This window comes from Ideonella sp. FW305-24, assembly GCF_058788035.1.
This window is the reverse complement of the sequence record NZ_JBYTAI010000015.1, coordinates 150,791-166,826: the sequence shown is the minus strand read 5'-3', so window position 1 is coordinate 166,826 and position 16,036 is coordinate 150,791. Positions and strand designations below refer to the sequence as shown.

The following is a 16,036-nucleotide window of genomic DNA, read 5'->3' as shown; positions in this document are numbered from 1 at the left end:
AACACACCGGCGCAGGTTGCGTCACCCTGTGCGGTCGCAAGATTGACGGTCGGCTAACAATGATCTCAGCGAGCCCAATGCCTTTTTGTGCACCTGGGAGATCCTGCCCTTCGAGAGCCCAAGCTCAGTCGCGATTTCGTCAAACCCATGACCATGCAGATAGTGGCGTGTGACGACTTGGCACTCCTGCGGCGGCAACTGCCCGACCAAAAACCGGAGCTGTTGCCTTGTATGCCTAAGTTCGATGGCACTGTAGAGAGGGTCCGGGCCGCCCGCAATGACATTGCCGGCGTCAAACATGCCCGTGTTCTCAAGCATGAAACCCAAGGCCAAGCCCACACCGACTTCTGCAAGGTAGCGAAAGAGCTCGGCAGGTGAATCGACCACGCCCCGCCGTTCAACCGCGCTCCCAGCACGAGTTTCGGGCGCGGACCGGTCCGTCAACGAAGCAGACCGTTCCGCCAAGACCCGCCGCCGATAGGCAACCTGCTGGGACTGCTCGCTGAAGCGTGCCAAGCCATCCAGCACTGCGCCGCGCATGCGGCGCGCGGCGAAAGTACGAAACTGCGCGCCACCAGCGGGATCGTAGCGGTCAAAGGCTTCCAGCAGTCCCATGCGGGCCAGTTGCAAGTAGTCGTCGAATTCGATCGTGTTGTTTGGACGACGCGCGTAAAGCATGGCCGCAATGACCTTGGCGTATGGCAAATGCAGTTGCAGTAGCGCGTCACGCGCAGCATCTTCTCCGAGGGCCCGCCAGCGATGCCACAGCTCGGACTCCTGGTCATCCATCTGGGCAGGTGCAGATGGCTCCTCTCCATCCCGAATGGGTTCAAGCCCGTGCTGGCGCATGCTCAATAGCAGTACCGGCCCTGCGTCAGCGGAACGAGGTGACGAGCGACTTCACGATCAGCCCCCAGCCATCGATCAGCACGAACATCAGGATCTTGATCGGCAGCGCGATGGTGATGGGCGGCATCATCATCATGCCCAGCGACATCAGGATGCTGGAGACGATCAGGTCGATCAGCAGGAAGGGCAGGAAGATCACGAAGCCGATCTGGAACGCGGCGCGCAGCTCCGAGAGCATGAAGGCCGGGATGAGCTGCAGGTTGCCGATGTCGTCGATGCTGTTCGGGCGCGGGCTCTTGGAGATTTCCACCATCAGCGCCAGGTCTTGCTCTCGTGTCTGGCGGACCATGAACTCCCGCAAGGGTTTGACCCCGGCATCCACGCTCTGCTGGGTGCTGAGCTTGCCCGCCATGAACGGCTGGAGCGCCTGGGTGTTGACCTGCTGGAGCACCGGATTCATGGTGAACAGCGTGAGGAACAGCGCCAAACCGATGAGCACGGTGTTGGGCGGTGTTTCCGGCATGCCAATGGCGTGCCGCAGCATGGACAACACGACCACGATGCGCAGGAAGGCCGTGACGCAGACCAGCAGCGACGGCAACACGGCCAGCAGCGTGAGCGCCAGCACGATGCGCACGGGAGCCGAAGTGTCGCCAGGCTTTTGCTCGCCTTTCGGAAAGGCCAGGCTCAGGTCGGCGACCAATCCACCTACGGAAGGCAAACCACCTGCTTTTTGTGTGGCAGCCGATGAGCTGGCTTCCTTGGCCGCTGCGGTGGACTTGCCCGCAGCGGCTTCGACTTTGACAGCGGCTTCCGTGCCAGTGGACGGCGCCGATGCCGCCGTTGCAGCCAAAGCGGGCACGCCGGCGACTGCAGCGAGCAAGCCAGCCACGACGGCCACGCGCCGAACCCAGTTGCCAACGCCGGAAGAAGCTGCCAGAAGCAAAGAAAACATCATGTTGGCGTCACATGTTCGGCGGCGTCGCGATCCAGCAGCACCACTTGCGCATTCGGCCCGGTGGCGATCAGCAAGCGCCGACCATGCCACGCCACGTCATGCAGCTGGGTCTGCCCGTTCAGGCGAACCGTGGAGTGCACGGAGAGCGCAGCGCTCGCTGCTTGGGGAGCCATGGTGGTTCCTGCTTGCCCCAGCCAACGGGCCAGTGGGAGCTTCGCACGCAAGCCGGGCCAGCGTGCAGCCAACGCCACCAGGATGAGCACCAGCAGCAGCGCGGCACCTGCCCAGGGAAAGCCGAACTCAGCATCCGGCCGGAAGGCCAGCGGCTGCGAGGGGACGGCAGCGGTCGAGGCCGCTGGGGCTACCGGGCTGTCGGTGGCATTCAGCAAAGGCGCGCCGGCTTGGACGGTTGTCGCGGTCATGGCGAGGTCGGCGTCAGGTCAGGCCTTGGATGCGGAGGACATCCCCAGCGGCTGTGGCAGTTCGATGAGCCGCACACCGAAACAATCATCCACGGCCACCAGTTGGCCGCGCGCGACGACGCGCCCTTCCAGCAGCAAATCGACCAAGCCATCCACCACGCGGTCAAGCTTCACGACCTGGCCGACCTGCGCCTGGGTCAGCTCGCCGACCGTCATGACAGCCGACCCCACGCGCACCTGCAGTTCGGCCTTCACGCCAAGCAAGGGATTGGATTGAGGCTGCAGTGAAACTGCGCTCGAAGACAGTTGGCCCACTTCGGGCAGGCTGATCCACTGGGCAGAAGGCGCTTCGGCCGGCGACGCGCCAGCGGGTTGATGAGGTTGCATGGGAGTCGAGTCGGAAAGTTCGAACGAAGGCTGCGGGAAGACGGAGGCGAGAGACGGGTGGGAATCGGCACATAGCACCAGCGCCATGTGTGCGTGGCGTTGCGCCAGGTAGGCCGAGAACACAGACGAGCACCCGTCGGCAGCGACAAGGCCCAGTGGCGCGGAGAGCGGATGGTGGGTCAGCAGCACGTCGCCCTGCTGCAAGGCCATGAGGTCGGCGAGCGAAACCGTAAGGCCGCGCAAGTGTGCGTGCAGCGGGAAGCGGCAGGCTTGAAGTGCCGCCAGCAAACTCTCGGTGGTGCCGAACCCCGCAGGTGCAGGCCTGCCCGGCGCGCCGGTGGTCCTGGTCAGCGGCAAACCGGCTCGGAAATGCAGCAGCCAAGTCGACGCAGCATTTGACGCGAAACCGAGGCGAGCACGCATGGCGCCGGACCAGGGCTGCAAATCCTCAGGCGGTGGACCACCGGCGGTGGCACCAACCGACATGTCGCTCGAAGCGCCCACCGCCTCGGACAATGCCTCGCCAAGTGCCCGCCAAGCTTCTTCGCCAATGGTCCGGGCCAGCGTAGGCGAGTCTGCATCCAAAGCGCCGCTGCCCGCCGATGCGCCGAACAGCAGAGCGGCCATGGCAGCCGCCGGCCGGTGTGATGAGCCAACGCTGCCGAGCCAGCCCAACGGCCCGAACCCGACCACTTGCACGTGCTGCCAGTTCATATCGGCGGCTGCCTGCATGTCCCAGGCATTGGCGCATTGCACTTCAACAGCAGGTGCCGCCCAGGCACGACACCAGTCGTCCAGAGCGGCTTGCAGGCGCGCCTGTTGAGCCTGCAACTGCATCGCGCCAGACCAGCGCAAGGCGCTGACCCGCTGCGATGCCTGCGCATCTGAAAGCAGCATGTCAGCGGCCCTTCAGCGAGAAGAGTTCCTGGATCATCTCGTTGGCGGTAGACACCACCTGAGACGAGGCTTGGTAGCCGCGCTGCATGATCACCAGATTGCTGAACTCGGATGACAAATCGACATTGGAGATTTCCACGACACCAGACTTGACGGCGCCGAAGGCTCCCGATTGCGCAACGCCCGTCTCCCAGGTCGACTTGTCGATCGGTTCGAAAAAATTGCCGCCGGTGGCGCGTACGTTGCCCAGCGAATTGAATCTGGCGAGTGCGAGCTGGACACCCGAAGCATCCTGCCCGTTCGAGTATTTCAGGTTCAGCTTTCCATCGGCTGCCACGGTAACCTGGGTCAGATCGCCATGGGCGTAGCCATCCTGGGCCACCATTTGAAGCGTCGATTGCGTCCCGCCAGGAAATGAGGTGACGTCCTGGCTGAAGTCGAAAGTGATCGGCACGTCGGCGAGCCCTGTCGGTCGATAGCTGAAGGACAATTTGGCACTTGCAGGATCGACCGCGGCACCGATGAATGACAAGTTTTGATCGGTCACGGGCGTGGAGCCATCCGTTACCGTCACGCTCCAACGAACTTCGTTGCTCTGCGTGGCGGCGACCTGCGTGAATTTCACAGTGAGCTTGTGCTCGCCACCAACGGCATCCTGAACGACCACATCGGTCAAGGTTTGGACGTTGGAGGCCTGTGCGGTGTTGTTGGAAAGATTGCCGCGAAAACTGACGGTGCTGGTCGCCTTCGCCGGATTGGTGCGAAGTCCAGCCAAACTGACTTCCACCAAGGCACCATGCTCATCAAAGGCCATGACCTTTGCACCTGATGTCTTGTTGACCAGAATGCCTTTGTCATTGAAGTCGAACTCGCCGTCGCGGGTGTATTTCAAGTTTCCATCATCATCCTTGAGCATGAACAGCCCTTGGCCATCCACGGCCAGGTCGAGGTCATTGCCAGACTGGCGTAGCTCGCCCTGGCTGAAGTCGAGCGTCGTCGAGTAGGTCGCCAAACCCTGTCCCATCTGGTCAGTGCCGTTAACCGACATTGCACCGCCCCCCTGACCGTTGGCATAGAACAAGTCGCCAAATTGCAGTGTGGCGCCCTTGAAACCGGGGGTGTTGATGTTCGCCGTGTTGTTGGCAATGACCTGCAGACCCTTGGAGTAACCCATCAAGCCGCTCATGCCGATGAAAATCGTGTCCAACATTTGTGAATGCTCCCGCCCTGGCTGTTGAATCGGTGGTCTAAAGGGTTTCTCAGCGAATCACAGTGACCTGGGACAGGCCGATGTCGCTTACCGTAGTGCCCCCGGTGACGTTGATGCTGAGTTGGGGCGTTGTACCTGCCCAAGACAACGACGCGACTGTGCCGGTCTGCGTGCCTTGATCCGAAGTGAACTGCACGGTGCGGCCGATCAATCCAATCGCCTGCATTGAAGACTGGGTCGACAGCAGCGCATCGACCTTGCTGCTCAGGTCCTGCGTCTGACCAAGCGTCGTGAACTGCGCCAACTGAGCCATGAATGCCTCGTTGTCCATCGGCTTGAGAGGATCCTGATAGGTCAACTGCGTCAACAGGATGTTGATGAAGTCGTCCATGCTGACGCTGGTCGACTGGACGCTGGTGGAACTGGCTCCGATGGCGCCGATGGAACTCATTGAGACTCTCCTTGGGTAGGCTTGGAAACGAAATCGGCGGTAGACGAACTGGGCAAGTCCCTGTCAAGAGAAAACGGCACTGCTGGCCTTTGCGAGTGGGGCGGGTCGATCACCCGCCCGTTGCAAACCCAGGTGGCCGGGCCGTAGCCTGTGCGGGCGAGCCAACGGCCGATGACATCCTTCGCAGCAGCGAGTTCGATGGCCACCGAAGCGTTCATGCCCAGCCACACGGTGGCGGCTTCTGCGTCGCCTTCGATGTGCACCCGAATCGGCAGCTCTTCGGCGGCACGCGCGGAGGCTTCGCGAGCGGATCCTGGCAATGCGTCAAACGGCTCACTGTCGGACTCGCGAGATGCGACAGGCCATGGCCGGGCCATGAAGCGGCTGGCCGCTGCGGCGTCTGGCACTGGCATCTCGGCCATGAACACCCTGGCACCTGGTGCGATCTGGCCGACGAAAGCTGCGCCGCCCGCGACCAGGCGCCCCGCAGCCGCGGAAGCTTCGTGTGCCTCAAGCCGGTTGCCAGGCAGCGCGGCATCCGCGAATGGCCGCATCGTGGTGTCCACATGGCGTTGGCCTTGAAAAGGCTCGGCTGCGTTCGCCTCCGGTTTGCCGTCGGCCCGGCGGTCGGCCTGGCCATGCTGGGATGCCAACTCCCGGTGCTGAGGCAGCACGCCATGGAACCAGCTGTCTGCCTGGGCGCGCTCCATTTCCTTGCGCCATCCCTGGGGCTCGGCCACCACTTGCGAAGCTGGTTTTCTCACCTGCGCGCCCAGCGTCTGTGCGACAAGGAAGGGGTCAAGTCGGTTCATGGGTGCTCCCCTGCGCATTCGCCTGCAACGCGCGAATCCGCAACACGTGATCGCGAGCGATCCAGTCCTGGTCAATGGCCACCTGCTGCCGCCTCAGCATCTCGATGCCGAACGCTTCCAGGGCTTGCGTGTGGTGCGCATCGAAGCCCTCTTGCGACACCCGTGCCTGCTTCAGCGCAGCTTGTGCGACTTGCACGGCATCTTCGTGCTGGCGCAGCTCGGCTTCGCCCTTGGCAATCGACTCCGCGAGCGAAAGGGCGTGGCCGGATGCGGCCATGGCACGCCAGGGGTCGATGACACCCTTGACCAGCGGCGTGATCCGGCGGGCCAGCGCGGCGTAGTCGTCGCGGCGCTGCTGCAAGTCCCGCTGTGCCGCAATCAAGCGCTGCTGGCAGGCCCCCAGTTCAGCCGTTGCCAACTCCACCTCGTGCTGCGCCCGCTGGCGTGCCGGTGCCAAGGCGTAGCTGAAGCTTCGCGTGTCCACGCCGCTCATGTGCGCCCCCCGGAGGCCACGATGCGCGCCAGGGACTGCAAGGCCTCGGACCTGGCAACACCTCCCTCGTGTTGTTGCAGGAAGGCTTGCAGCGAGGGCTTCATGCGCAGTGCGCGATCCAGCTCCGCATTGCTGCCTGCCGCATAGGCGCCAATCTCCACCAACTGGCGGTTGCGCTCCAGCAAATCCAGCGTCGCGGCGGCAAACCGCGCGGACTGCAGCTCGTCCTGGGTGGCGAGATCGCTCATGACCCGGCTTGCGCTCTTGAGCACGTCGATGGCCGGGAAATGCGCCTGCTGCGCGAGCTGCCGCGACAGCACGATGTGGCCATCCAGGATCGCGCGCAGGTTGTCGGCGATGGGTTCATTCGGATCATCGCCCTCCACGAGCACCGTGAGCAAGGCGGTGATGGCGCCACCGGACGGGGCGCTGCCGCAGCGTTCGCACAGCTCGGGCAGCTCGGCGAAGACCGATGGGGTGTAGCCGCGCGCGGTGGGTGGCTCGCCTGCGGACAGGCCAATTTCCCGCCGCGCCATCGCGAACCGGGTGATGGAGTCCATCGTCAACACAACCTGCTTGCCCTGGTCGCGGAAGGCCTCGGCAATGGCCACCGCGGCATAGGCGGCGTGCAGCCTTGCCAGAGCCGGCTGATCGGACGCAGCTACCACCACCACCGAGCGCTGCAAACCCTCCGGCCCGAGGTGCTTGTCGATGAATTCCTTGACCTCGCGGCCGCGCTCGCCGATCAGGGCGATGACGTTCACGTCGGCCTTCACGTGCCTGGCGATCATGCCCAGCAAGGTGCTCTTGCCCACCCCGCTGCCCGCGAAGATCCCCACGCGCTGCCCGCGGCCCAGCGTGAGCAGTGCATCGATGGCCCGCACGCCGGTCTCCAGCACGGTGTCCAGCCGCGGTCGCTGAAGCGGATTGATCGGCAAGGCCTTGACCGGCCGGGTCTGCAGCCGAGGCGGATCGGGCAGCCCGTCCAGCGCGTGGCCGAAACCGTCGATGACCCGGCCCAGCAGCGCGGGCCCCACCGGGACCTCCGCGCTGGTGCCGGTTGCTTCGACCCGGCAGCCCGCCGCCAGGCCTTGCGCTGCCTTGAAGGGCATCAGCGTGACCACGCCACGCCGCAGGCCGACGACCTCGGCCAGCACCCGGTCCTTGCCAGAGCGCGGCGTGATGATGCACAGCTCGCCCAGGCTGACATCTGGCCCGTCCGACTCGATCGCCAGCCCGCCGACCTGGCGGACCGTGCCCAGCCGGCGCATCAGCTCCGCCCCGGCCGTGGCCTGACGCAATGCGGCCAGCATCAGGTCGCTCCTCCTGCACCAGCCCCGGCTGGCGGCACGCCAGCAGCCACCCACAGGTCCCTAAGCCGCGTCAGCTGGGTGTTCAACCCCACGTCCAACTGACCATGGTCGGATTGGATCACCACGTCCAGCGGGGCCAGCGACGGATCGATGACAAGTGGCATTTCGGGATGGCGCTCGCTCAGGGCGCGGCCCGCTTCGCTGTTCATCAGCGCTGCATGGTCCTGCGCGCTCAACTTCACGCCCAGCCAAGCCTGTCCTTTGAGCTGACGCATGCCCTGTTGCAACAGATCAGCCAGCAGCCCTGCACGGCCATGCACTGGTTCACCAGCCTGCGGTCCGAGGATCTTGCAAAGCGCCTCATAAGCCAATTCCACCGCTTGGCGCTCGAGCACCAGGAAGCGTTCCGGCATGGCCTTCTGCACAGCCTGCAGCAAGGCTTCGAGCGTTGCCTGCCGCTGTGCGTGCTCTTCCTTGCGCCGCTGTTCTGCCTGTTCCCACTGGGTCTTGAGGACCTGCACCCGAGACTCGACCTCGCGGGCCAGCAAGGCTTCGGCGTCAGCCAGCCCTTGCTGCAAACCTGCGGCGCGGCCTTCTTCGAACCCTGGCTGGGCAGCGGAGGGCGCTTCAACGGGTTGCATCACCGATCTCTCAGCCGATGAAGGCTGATGTGGCGCGGCGGCAGCCGGCACTGGCGGAACACGCGCCACGGTTGCCGGTGCCGACGGGCCACCAGCGACGAGAACCTTCCGGTCCTGCCGCAGCATCGGGCTGCGCATCACGGAGCCAGGGACACTCATGCGATGGCCCGCCTGGCTGTGAGCCACCATCGCCGCCAGCCGGGCTGCACCGGCTGACGCGCGGGGGCCTGCCGCCCTTCCGAGGGCGACAGCCTGCCGGCAACGGCCGCGAGCAGCGCATGGTCCAGTGCCGGACTTTCACCGGCCTGCGCACGCGGCTCCACCAAACCGAAGGCCTGGCCGCGACGAGCGCGCAGGAGGCCCAAGGCTTCTCCAGCCCAGGGCCAAGGGCCGAGCGCCAGCAGTTTGTGCACCAGTGCTGCTGGCTCGTGCATCAACACCTGCACGACCTGCCCGACCGGCGCTGCCGCAATGATCGCCCGTGGCCCGCCGTCATGGCGAGCGGGCTGCCCCAGCAGATTGCGCACATGGGCGAGGTCCGCCGCAACACCCAGTGCCTGCAACTCGGACAGCAGCGGCGCCAGCGCGGACCGCTCAGCAGCGGACAGGCGTTGCAGCGCCCAGTCACGATCGAGCTCGCTCATCGCGTGCAGCAGCAGCGCCGCGTGGCGGCGAGGCGTGGACGCGAGATCGCCGGCCTGGCTCATCTCGTCAGAAAAAAGGCGGCTCATCGGCTGCCACTCCCCGGCGTTGGCGCGTCCTGGTGAAGCCAGGTCTTCAGCTGGGCAAGCGCCAGCTCGCGTTCGCCCTCGCTCATCACCGCAGTTTGCAGACGCCGTGAGCGTGCACGCCCGCGCAGGAACACGGCAGCAAGCCCCAGCACCACCAGGGCCAGCAACAGCTCGATGACCTGAACCACGCTGATCGATGTGCCCTGTCCGGCCACCACACGAACGGGCGGCAAAGGCGCAGCGGCAGAAGCCAGAGGCTGAGTCGTTCCCATTTCGCCCTGCGCAGGCTTCGGTGCATCGGCCAACGCGCCCGCCAGACCCATCAGCGGCTGCACGACCACCACGTCGCCACGCTCACGGCTTGCACCGACGGAACTGCCCACCAGCTGGCTGGCCTGCTCGGTCTGCGTGGCGCTCAGCGGCATGCGCAATACCGCCAGCACCTGCAGCTTGGCAATGGCACCCGGCGTGGAGATCACCTGCTCGACACGACGGCCAAGTTGGTAGTCCACCTCGCGGTTCACGTTGGAAGGCGCACTGGTGTCGCTCGGGTTGCTGGCGCCTTCCCGGCCAGTCTCGCGCACCGTTTCGCGCTCGTGCAGCACCAGGCCGACAGGGCCTTCGCCATTGCTGCCGGCGGGTGCGGTCACGTCCTCCGTCGTCACCTTGACCTGGTTCAGGTCCAGCGTCACGTCGACGCTGGCGAAGGCCTGCGCCGGGCCAAACGCCTTGTCCAACACCGCATTGGCCTTCTGCGCGAGGTATTGCTCGATTTCGCGTTTCAGTTCGAGGCGCGCCGACGCAGCCCCTGCGGGCTCGGCGTCGTCGCTCTGCGTCAGCGCCACGCCCTGGTCGTTGACCAGGGTCACGTCGCGGGCTTCGATGCCAGGAACCGCTGCCGCGACCAGACGCTGGATCCCCCGAACCTGATCGCGCCTCAATGCCTTGCCGTCCTTCAAGGTGAGCGTGACAGACGCCTTGCTGTGGTCCTGGTCACGCTTGAAAAGACTGTCTTGCGGGAAGGCCAGATGCACACGCACAGCCGCCACTTCGGACAAGGACAGGATGGTGCGCGTCAGTTCGCCCTGCAGTGCGCGCTGGTAGTTCACCTTCTGCGCGAACTCGGTCATGCCGAAGTCGGAGTTGTTGAACAACTCGAAGCCGACTGCGCCATGCAGCGGCAAGTCCTTGCCCAGCAGCTTCATCCGCGTCTGCGGCACGCTGTGGCTGTCCACCAGGATCGTGCCGCCATCGTCGCTGAGCTGATAGGGCACTTTCATCTGGTCGAGCTCATGCGTCATGGCCGACGCATCCTGCGGCGACAGGTTGGCAAACAACACCGCGTAGTCGGTGCGCAAGGCCCAATAGCCCAAGGCCACCGTGCCCGCCAGGACCACAGCCACACCCAGCCCCAGGGACCAGCGCGCCCCTCGACCCATTCCCTCCCACATCGCCCCGATTCCCATCACACCCTCTGCTTCAAAACTGCGTTCTCGTTCTCATCGCTACTTGCATGGCGCCAGGCTCATACCTGCATGCGCATGACTTCCTGGTAGGACTCGAGCAGGTGGTTGCGAACCTGCAGCATCAGCTGGAACGACAGGCGGGACTCTTCCATCCGGATCATCACCTGGTGCAGGTTGCTGGTGTCGCCACTGGCAAGTTGCTGCATGTCGAGCTGGCTGGCGAGCAGGCTGCTGTTCACCTGGCTCAGGCCTTGCACCACCATGTCGCTGAAGCCATTGCCAGCGGCCGCCGCGCTCACGGTGCCAGCCTGAAGCGCGGCCGTCACGGGGGCCGGGTCAGCCACGCCGGCGATGGCCGTGAGCGGTGGCAGGAACGACGCGGCGCTCATTGGCCGCCCCCGATTTCCAGGGCCTTCATCGCCAGCATGCGGCTCATGTTCATCGCAGCGACGTTGGCCTCGTAGGCCCGCATCGCCCCCATCATGGACATCATCTGGGTCGTCTGGTCCACCGCCGGATAGCGAACGAAACCCTTGTCGTCAGCCAGCGGATGGCCGGGCTCCAGCACCTGCCGCGGCGAAACACCGGTCGGCTGGACGCTGACCTGCGGCGTCCTCATCCACTGCTCGAACTGCAGGCCGGCACTGGGCAGCGATCTGGCCACGACCTGCAGCGGCTGAAAGCCTTGCTCGTTGGGCGCGATGGCCAGATTGGCGTTGGCGAGGTTCAGGGCGGCCACGTCGACGCGCAGCCGCTCGACGTCCATGCCCATGGCGGAGATGGCGAATAGGTTGTAGCTCATGGCGGAAGGTTGCTGTCAGCGTTGATCAAAGGAGGAAACCGAACACAGGCGCGATCAGCGCTTGCCTTCGGAGACCGCGGTGGCCAGCAAGGACAGGTGCCGGTTCACCGCCTTCAACAGCGCCTGGTATTGCGTGCCGTTTTGCGCCATGGCGGCCATTTCGCTGTCCAGCCGCACGGCACCATCGACACTCAGCGCCACCTGTGGCTGCAAGCGCGCCGCGACGCCCCCGCCCTGTGCCGCGTTCGCCTCATCGAAGGCCACGTCGAAGCTGACGCGCTGGGCACTGAAGCCGGCCGTGTTGGCGTTGGCGATGTTGTTCGCAATGACCTGGTGCCGCATCACCGCCGCATCCAGTGCGGCGGACAGGACGGGCAGGGTCAGCGATTCGATGCCGGGCGTGTTCATGTGCGGTCCTCTCTAAGCCTTGGGTTCACTGCACAACCAATTCGGCTTGCAGCGCGCCTGCAGCCTTGACGGCCCGCAGGATGGAAATGATGTCGCGCGTGTTGACCCTCAGGCGAGCCAGCGCCTGCACCAGATCGGCAACCGTGTTGCCACCGGCAACGAAGCCTGCCCCCGCAGGTTCGGACACGTCGACCTGACTGTTCGTCACCAGCGCAGTGCGCGCGCCGGCGGGCGAGCCGCCCAGCACCAGCGGCTGAGAAACCGAGGTTTCCGACGTGATCGACACCCGCAGGTCACCGTGCGAGACGGCGACCTTCTGGATGCGCACGTCGCCGCCGGCCACCACCGTGCCCGTGCGTTCATTGATGACCACCTTGGCACGGCGGTCGGGTTCGACCCAGATGTTCTCGATCCTGGCAAGGAAAGGCACTGCATGCCACTGCTCGTCTTCGGGCACGCGGATCTCGATGCCAGACGCATCGCGTGCATCCGCCATGCCCTCGCCCATCGTCCGGTTGATCGCTTCGGCCACCCGTGCGGCCGTCGTGTAGTCAGGATTCGCCAGCACGAAGGTCACCGAAGGCAGCGGCGCGGCCGTTCGTGGCATGCCCACCTCCACCGTTGCGCCACCGGGAACCGCCCCCACCGTCGGATGGTTCTTCTGCACCACGTTGCCATTGGCGTCGTAACGGTAGCCGCCGACCGCGAGTGGCCCCTGGGCAATGGCGTAGGTCCTGCCGTTGGCCGCCCTCAGAGGTGTCAGCAGCAGCGAGCCACCGACCAGGCTGCGCGCGTCGCCGCCAGAGGTCACGGTCACGTCCAGCGTGTCGCCCTCTCGCGCCAGCATGGGCAGCGCCGCGGTGACCATCACCACCGCGACGTTGCGGCTCTGCAGCTGGTCTGCGGCAATGGTCTGATTGAACTGCGAGAGCAGGTTCGACAGCGCCTGCCGTGTGGCCTTGTTGGACGGCGAGTCGCCCGTGCCAGCGAGGCCGGTGACCAAGCCATAGCCGACCAGCGCGTTGTCACGCCAGCCTTGCAGCCGGCCCAGGTCCTTGATGCGGACCGAGCCTTCCGTAGGCGCACCAGCCGCAAAGACGAGTTGGCAGGACAGCGGCAGCAGGAGGGCCATGACCCGGAGCAGTTGAAGCACAAACACCTGCATGTTCAGAATCCGACGAAATCCGCCAGTTGCCGCCACCAGGCCGGCTTCTGTCGGTCTGCAAGATGACCCTCGCCCACGTAGACGATGTCAGCGTCGGCCACCCTGGAGGACAGCACGACATTGGCCTCGGAAATGTCCTGGGGCCGGACACGGCCGGTGACCGAAATGCGTTGCCGTTCGTCGTTGATCATCAGTTGCTGCTCACCGGCAATCAGCAGGTCGCCATTCGGCAGCACGTCGCGTACCGACACGGTCAGCTGGGCCACGAGCCGGCCCGCACGCTGGGTGCTGCCGCCCCCGTCGAAGTCACCGCTGACGGCAGCATTGGCCGTTGCAGTCTTCTGGTTGATGCGCGGCGGGTAAGAGAGCGCGAGATCCAGGCCCAGGTTGTTGCGACGCTGCGTGCCGGTGTCGGCATTCGCGGTGGCGGTGGCGCTTTCAACGACCTGGACGGTCAGCGCATCACCGACGCGAAATGCCTTGCGGTCCGCAGTCAAGGCGCGGAAGGTGGTCTCGTCATAGAGGCTCTGCGCCAGCGCGGGTCGCCCCTGCAGACCTGCTGCTGCAACCATCAGCAGCAGCGCACTCAGCGGCAGCCGCTTGCTTGTCAAGGTACGAAGGTTCATTTGATCAGTTCCACTTTGCCTGCCGACATCACGCGCGCGAGCACCGCGCCACCAGCAGCCTGCAAGCGCACCTGGACATGCTCGCCAGGCTCGCCGTCCTGAAGCGCCTCTGCGGACGCCAGCACCTCGACCGCGCCCATGCGGTGCAACAACTCGACGCGATCCCCGCGCTGCACAGCCTTGGCCTGAACCGTCTGCAGCGCACCGACGTAGCGGCCGGCGAGCAGCATCGAGCGCAGCACGCGACCCGCGGGCTCGACCTGGGGAATTGAGCCGCCTGCCGCCACGTCCACCTCATCCTCGCGAAGTTGGTCGGCGCTCAGCACCGTGCCTGCCGGCAGGTCACGCCGGGCCACCCAGCCCCGCTGCCAGGCCTTCACCAGCAACGGCACCAACACCGAGCGGCGAAGCTCGCCCTTTTGCATCACGTCGACCCAAACGGACAGCCTCGGCGACCAAGGTCGCTCGGCGGGCAACGACTTGGCCACGAGCTGCAACGCGCCGCCGGCCACCACCAAGCCGCGGATACCTTCCTGCGGCATCGCCAGTTCGAGCCGAGTGGCCGGCCCCTGCTCGGCCCGCTGGCGCACCGCTTGGGCTGCGGCATCGAACAGCATGTCCGGCGACACCCATTGCTCGCCAGGCGCCAACGGAGGCACGGTCGCTGCGGTGGGCACAGGCATGTCCCTGGCCAAGGCGCTTGCACCCTGGCCAAGCCCGACCGCCAACACGATGAAACAGGCGCAGCCCAGACGGCACCGATGAGCGTTGTTCATTTGCGGAGGTTGTTCACCATGCCGAGCATCTCGTCCGATGCCTGGATGACTTTCACGCTGGCCTCGTAGGCACGCTGGGCCACCATCAGGTTGACCATTTCCTCGACCAGCTTCACGTTCGAGCCTTCAAGGTAGCCCTGCTTGATCGTGCCCAGGCCGTCTTCGCCCGCCCGGCCCGTGATCGGCTCGCCGGCCTGCTCCGTCGCGCGAAACAGGCCATCGCCCATGGGCTCCAACGAAGAAGGCGCAATGAAACGCACCATGTCCAACTGGCCTGCCTCGATCGCCTGTGGATGCCGTGCACTCTTGACCTGCACGCGGCCATCGCCGGTGATGGCCAGGTCCTGCACATCATCCGGAATGGCAATGCCAGGCTTCAGCGGCATGCCGCTGAGCGTGGCCAGTTGGCCGTCCGGTGAGACACGCAGGGTGCCGCCCCGCGTGTAGGCCTTGCTGCCATCCGGCAGCGTGACTTCGATGAAGCCGTCGCCTGCGATGGCGATGTCATAGGGCGAGTCCGTCTTGCGAGCTTCGCCCGCGTCGAAGGAATGCAGGACCTTCCCGACAGACACGCCTGCACCGCTGGTGGCCAGGCTCGCAAGACCGAGGTCGGCATGCGGCTGCGCTTCGGTTGCCGCACCGGCCTCGGCTTGTCGCGCCACCATGTCGGAGAAGCTGACTCGGGCCTTCTTGAAGCCCGAGGTGTTGACGTTGGCCAGGTTGTTGGCAATGGCGTCCACACTTTGCTGCTGGGCGTGCATGCCGGTGGCGGCGATCTGCAGGGCGTCGAACATGAGGGCGTTCCTGTGATGTCAATCGGTGTGCGTGCTGCGACGGCTCAGACTTCGCCAAGCTTGTGAATGGCCGTGCCGAGCAGTTCATCCCGTCCCTGCGTGGCGCGCAGCATGGCTTCGAAGTGCCGCATGGTGGCAGTCAGGCCGACCATCTCGCTGGCCAGGTCCACATTGGCGTTCTCCAGGAAACCCTGCCGGACACCAGCTTTGCCAACGGGAATTTCAACCGCCGGCAGGTTGGAGGTGTAGAGGCCATGCCCTTGGGCCTGCAAGCCTTCGTCCGGCAGGTCGACCACGCGGATCTGCGCAACCTGCCGATCCCCTTCGTAGATGCGGCCGCTGGCATCGATCCTGGGATGGGCGTCGCTCAAGGCGATTTCGCCGCCTGTGCCCAGCACAGGCAAGCCATCGGCGGTCGTGAGGCGTCCCCTGGCATCGACCTGGAAGTCACCCCTGCGGGTGTAGGCCGGGCCATGCTCGGTTGCCACCTCGAAAAATCCACGGTCCGCCAAGGACAGGTCCAAGGCGCGTCCGGTGGACTTGGCGGTGCCAACGCTCATGTCACGGCCAATCGAGGCGGCGGCCATGTCCGCACTGAGTGAGGCCTGCCGGCCAACCCCAAGCTGAGATGCGAGTTGCTGGTCGAGCTGTTGATCGAACGAAGTGCCCGCCACGCCGCTGCGCGCCACCCAGATCTCGCGCTTGTAGCCCGGTGTCTGGACGTTGGCGATGTTGGTTGCGACACGATCTAGGCGCGCCTGGTCGTTGGCCATCGAAGTCAGGGTGAGTGCAGCAATGGAACTCATGGTGGTCCTGGGTCAAGAATCTCTGAACG

Annotated in this window: 20 protein-coding genes; all 20 read right to left on the bottom strand. The window is 65.3% G+C overall.

Translation table 11 applies throughout. From position 1 onward, the window contains the following. Positions 1–21 precede the first annotated feature (21 nt). Complete coding sequence (locus AC3WR5_RS28735; protein WP_492488938.1) at positions 22–789, bottom strand: sigma-70 family RNA polymerase sigma factor; 768 nt, start codon at positions 787–789, stop codon at positions 22–24. An 85-nt stretch (positions 790–874) separates the two neighbouring features. Next, on the bottom strand, positions 875–1,804 hold the full coding sequence (gene fliP, locus AC3WR5_RS28730) for a flagellar type III secretion system pore protein FliP (RefSeq protein WP_492488936.1): 930 nt from the start codon (positions 1,802–1,804) through the stop codon (positions 875–877). Then, complete coding sequence (locus AC3WR5_RS28725) at positions 1,804–2,229, bottom strand: hypothetical protein (protein ID WP_492488934.1); 426 nt, start codon at positions 2,227–2,229, stop codon at positions 1,804–1,806. Before AC3WR5_RS28725 ends, fliP begins: the two co-directional genes overlap by 1 nt. A gap of 18 nt (positions 2,230–2,247) precedes the next feature. After that, on the bottom strand, positions 2,248–3,513 hold the full coding sequence (locus AC3WR5_RS28720; protein WP_492488932.1) for a FliM/FliN family flagellar motor switch protein: 1,266 nt from the start codon (positions 3,511–3,513) through the stop codon (positions 2,248–2,250). 1 nt (position 3,514) lies between these two features. Then, a complete protein-coding gene (locus tag AC3WR5_RS28715; protein ID WP_492488930.1) occupies positions 3,515–4,723 on the bottom strand; it encodes a flagellar hook protein FlgE in 1,209 nt (402 codons plus the stop codon). Between the two features lie 49 nt (positions 4,724–4,772). After that, entirely contained in the window at positions 4,773–5,174 is a 402-nt protein-coding gene (locus AC3WR5_RS28710) for a flagellar hook assembly protein FlgD (protein ID WP_492488929.1), read from the bottom strand. After that, positions 5,171–5,986 (bottom strand): hypothetical protein, encoded by an 816-nt coding sequence (locus tag AC3WR5_RS28705; protein ID WP_492488927.1) that lies wholly within the window; start codon positions 5,984–5,986, stop codon positions 5,171–5,173. The genes AC3WR5_RS28710 and AC3WR5_RS28705 overlap by 4 nt, the downstream gene beginning before the upstream one ends. Then, positions 5,973–6,443, bottom strand: coding sequence for a hypothetical protein (locus AC3WR5_RS28700; protein ID WP_492488925.1), 471 nt, complete (start codon positions 6,441–6,443; stop codon positions 5,973–5,975). Before AC3WR5_RS28700 ends, AC3WR5_RS28705 begins: the two co-directional genes overlap by 14 nt. 32 nt (positions 6,444–6,475) lie before the next feature. Next, positions 6,476–7,792 carry a FliI/YscN family ATPase gene (locus AC3WR5_RS28695; protein WP_492488923.1) on the bottom strand — a complete coding sequence of 439 codons (1,317 nt, stop codon included), beginning with the start codon at positions 7,790–7,792 and terminating at the stop codon, positions 6,476–6,478. Beyond that, positions 7,792–8,559 (bottom strand): FliH/SctL family protein, encoded by a 768-nt coding sequence (locus tag AC3WR5_RS28690; RefSeq protein ID WP_492488921.1) that lies wholly within the window; start codon positions 8,557–8,559, stop codon positions 7,792–7,794. Before AC3WR5_RS28690 ends, AC3WR5_RS28695 begins: the two co-directional genes overlap by 1 nt. Before the next feature lie 29 nt (positions 8,560–8,588). Then, a complete protein-coding gene (locus AC3WR5_RS28685; RefSeq protein ID WP_492488919.1) occupies positions 8,589–9,140 on the bottom strand; it encodes a hypothetical protein in 552 nt (183 codons plus the stop codon). Positions 9,141–9,160: 20 nt separating this feature from the next. Continuing rightward, positions 9,161–10,567, bottom strand: a complete 1,407-nt coding sequence (fliF, locus tag AC3WR5_RS28680; RefSeq protein WP_492488917.1) for a flagellar basal-body MS-ring/collar protein FliF — start codon at positions 10,565–10,567, stop codon at positions 9,161–9,163. Between the two features lie 122 nt (positions 10,568–10,689). Continuing rightward, on the bottom strand, positions 10,690–11,019 hold the full coding sequence (gene fliE, locus AC3WR5_RS28675; RefSeq protein ID WP_492488916.1) for a flagellar hook-basal body complex protein FliE: 330 nt from the start codon (positions 11,017–11,019) through the stop codon (positions 10,690–10,692). After that, entirely contained in the window at positions 11,016–11,432 is a 417-nt protein-coding gene (locus AC3WR5_RS28670) for a flagellar basal body rod protein FlgC (RefSeq protein WP_492488914.1), read from the bottom strand. Before AC3WR5_RS28670 ends, fliE begins: the two co-directional genes overlap by 4 nt. 54 nt (positions 11,433–11,486) lie before the next feature. Further along, entirely contained in the window at positions 11,487–11,840 is a 354-nt protein-coding gene (locus AC3WR5_RS28665) for a flagellar basal body rod protein FlgB (protein ID WP_492488912.1), read from the bottom strand. 25 nt (positions 11,841–11,865) lie between these two features. Next, the gene (locus AC3WR5_RS28660) at positions 11,866–12,972 is read right to left on the bottom strand and encodes a flagellar basal body P-ring protein FlgI (RefSeq protein ID WP_492488911.1); all 1,107 of its coding nucleotides are present in this window, start codon (positions 12,970–12,972) and stop codon (positions 11,866–11,868) included. A gap of 35 nt (positions 12,973–13,007) precedes the next feature. Next, positions 13,008–13,631 carry a flagellar basal body L-ring protein FlgH gene (locus tag AC3WR5_RS28655; protein ID WP_492488909.1) on the bottom strand — a complete coding sequence of 208 codons (624 nt, stop codon included), beginning with the start codon at positions 13,629–13,631 and terminating at the stop codon, positions 13,008–13,010. Beyond that, complete coding sequence (flgA, locus tag AC3WR5_RS28650) at positions 13,628–14,248, bottom strand: flagellar basal body P-ring formation chaperone FlgA (protein WP_492488907.1); 621 nt, start codon at positions 14,246–14,248, stop codon at positions 13,628–13,630. The genes AC3WR5_RS28655 and flgA overlap by 4 nt, the downstream gene beginning before the upstream one ends. Before the next feature lie 155 nt (positions 14,249–14,403). Beyond that, positions 14,404–15,201 (bottom strand): flagellar basal-body rod protein FlgG, encoded by a 798-nt coding sequence (gene flgG / locus AC3WR5_RS28645; protein WP_492488906.1) that lies wholly within the window; start codon positions 15,199–15,201, stop codon positions 14,404–14,406. A 44-nt stretch (positions 15,202–15,245) separates the two neighbouring features. Then, positions 15,246–16,007 (bottom strand): flagellar hook-basal body protein, encoded by a 762-nt coding sequence (locus AC3WR5_RS28640; RefSeq protein WP_492488904.1) that lies wholly within the window; start codon positions 16,005–16,007, stop codon positions 15,246–15,248. Positions 16,008–16,036: the final 29 nt, after the last annotated feature.

Bases quoted from the DNA above. Each gene is read 5' to 3' on its own strand.
- AC3WR5_RS28735 (WP_492488938.1), bottom strand. From the start codon at position 789: ATGGATGACCAGGAGTCCGAGCTGTGGCATCGCTGGCGGGCCCTCGGA.
- fliP (WP_492488936.1), bottom strand. From the start codon at position 1,804: ATGTTTTCTTTGCTTCTGGCAGCTTCTTCCGGCGTTGGCAACTGGGTT.
- AC3WR5_RS28725 (WP_492488934.1), bottom strand. From the start codon at position 2,229: ATGACCGCGACAACCGTCCAAGCCGGCGCGCCTTTGCTGAATGCCACC.
- AC3WR5_RS28720 (WP_492488932.1), bottom strand. From the start codon at position 3,513: ATGCTGCTTTCAGATGCGCAGGCATCGCAGCGGGTCAGCGCCTTGCGC.
- AC3WR5_RS28715 (WP_492488930.1), bottom strand. From the start codon at position 4,723: ATGTTGGACACGATTTTCATCGGCATGAGCGGCTTGATGGGTTACTCC.
- AC3WR5_RS28710 (WP_492488929.1), bottom strand. From the start codon at position 5,174: ATGAGTTCCATCGGCGCCATCGGAGCCAGTTCCACCAGCGTCCAGTCG.
- AC3WR5_RS28705 (WP_492488927.1), bottom strand. From the start codon at position 5,986: ATGAACCGACTTGACCCCTTCCTTGTCGCACAGACGCTGGGCGCGCAG.
- AC3WR5_RS28695 (WP_492488923.1), bottom strand. From the start codon at position 7,792: ATGCTGGCCGCATTGCGTCAGGCCACGGCCGGGGCGGAGCTGATGCGC.
- AC3WR5_RS28690 (WP_492488921.1), bottom strand. From the start codon at position 8,559: ATGCTGCGGCAGGACCGGAAGGTTCTCGTCGCTGGTGGCCCGTCGGCA.
- AC3WR5_RS28685 (WP_492488919.1), bottom strand. From the start codon at position 9,140: ATGAGCCAGGCCGGCGATCTCGCGTCCACGCCTCGCCGCCACGCGGCG.
- fliE (WP_492488916.1), bottom strand. From the start codon at position 11,019: ATGAGCGCCGCGTCGTTCCTGCCACCGCTCACGGCCATCGCCGGCGTG.
- AC3WR5_RS28670 (WP_492488914.1), bottom strand. From the start codon at position 11,432: ATGAGCTACAACCTATTCGCCATCTCCGCCATGGGCATGGACGTCGAG.
- AC3WR5_RS28665 (WP_492488912.1), bottom strand. From the start codon at position 11,840: ATGAACACGCCCGGCATCGAATCGCTGACCCTGCCCGTCCTGTCCGCC.
- AC3WR5_RS28660 (WP_492488911.1), bottom strand. From the start codon at position 12,972: ATGGCCCTCCTGCTGCCGCTGTCCTGCCAACTCGTCTTTGCGGCTGGT.
- AC3WR5_RS28655 (WP_492488909.1), bottom strand. From the start codon at position 13,631: ATGAACCTTCGTACCTTGACAAGCAAGCGGCTGCCGCTGAGTGCGCTG.
- flgA (WP_492488907.1), bottom strand. From the start codon at position 14,248: ATGCTGTTCGATGCCGCAGCCCAAGCGGTGCGCCAGCGGGCCGAGCAG.
- flgG (WP_492488906.1), bottom strand. From the start codon at position 15,201: ATGTTCGACGCCCTGCAGATCGCCGCCACCGGCATGCACGCCCAGCAG.
- AC3WR5_RS28640 (WP_492488904.1), bottom strand. From the start codon at position 16,007: ATGAGTTCCATTGCTGCACTCACCCTGACTTCGATGGCCAACGACCAG.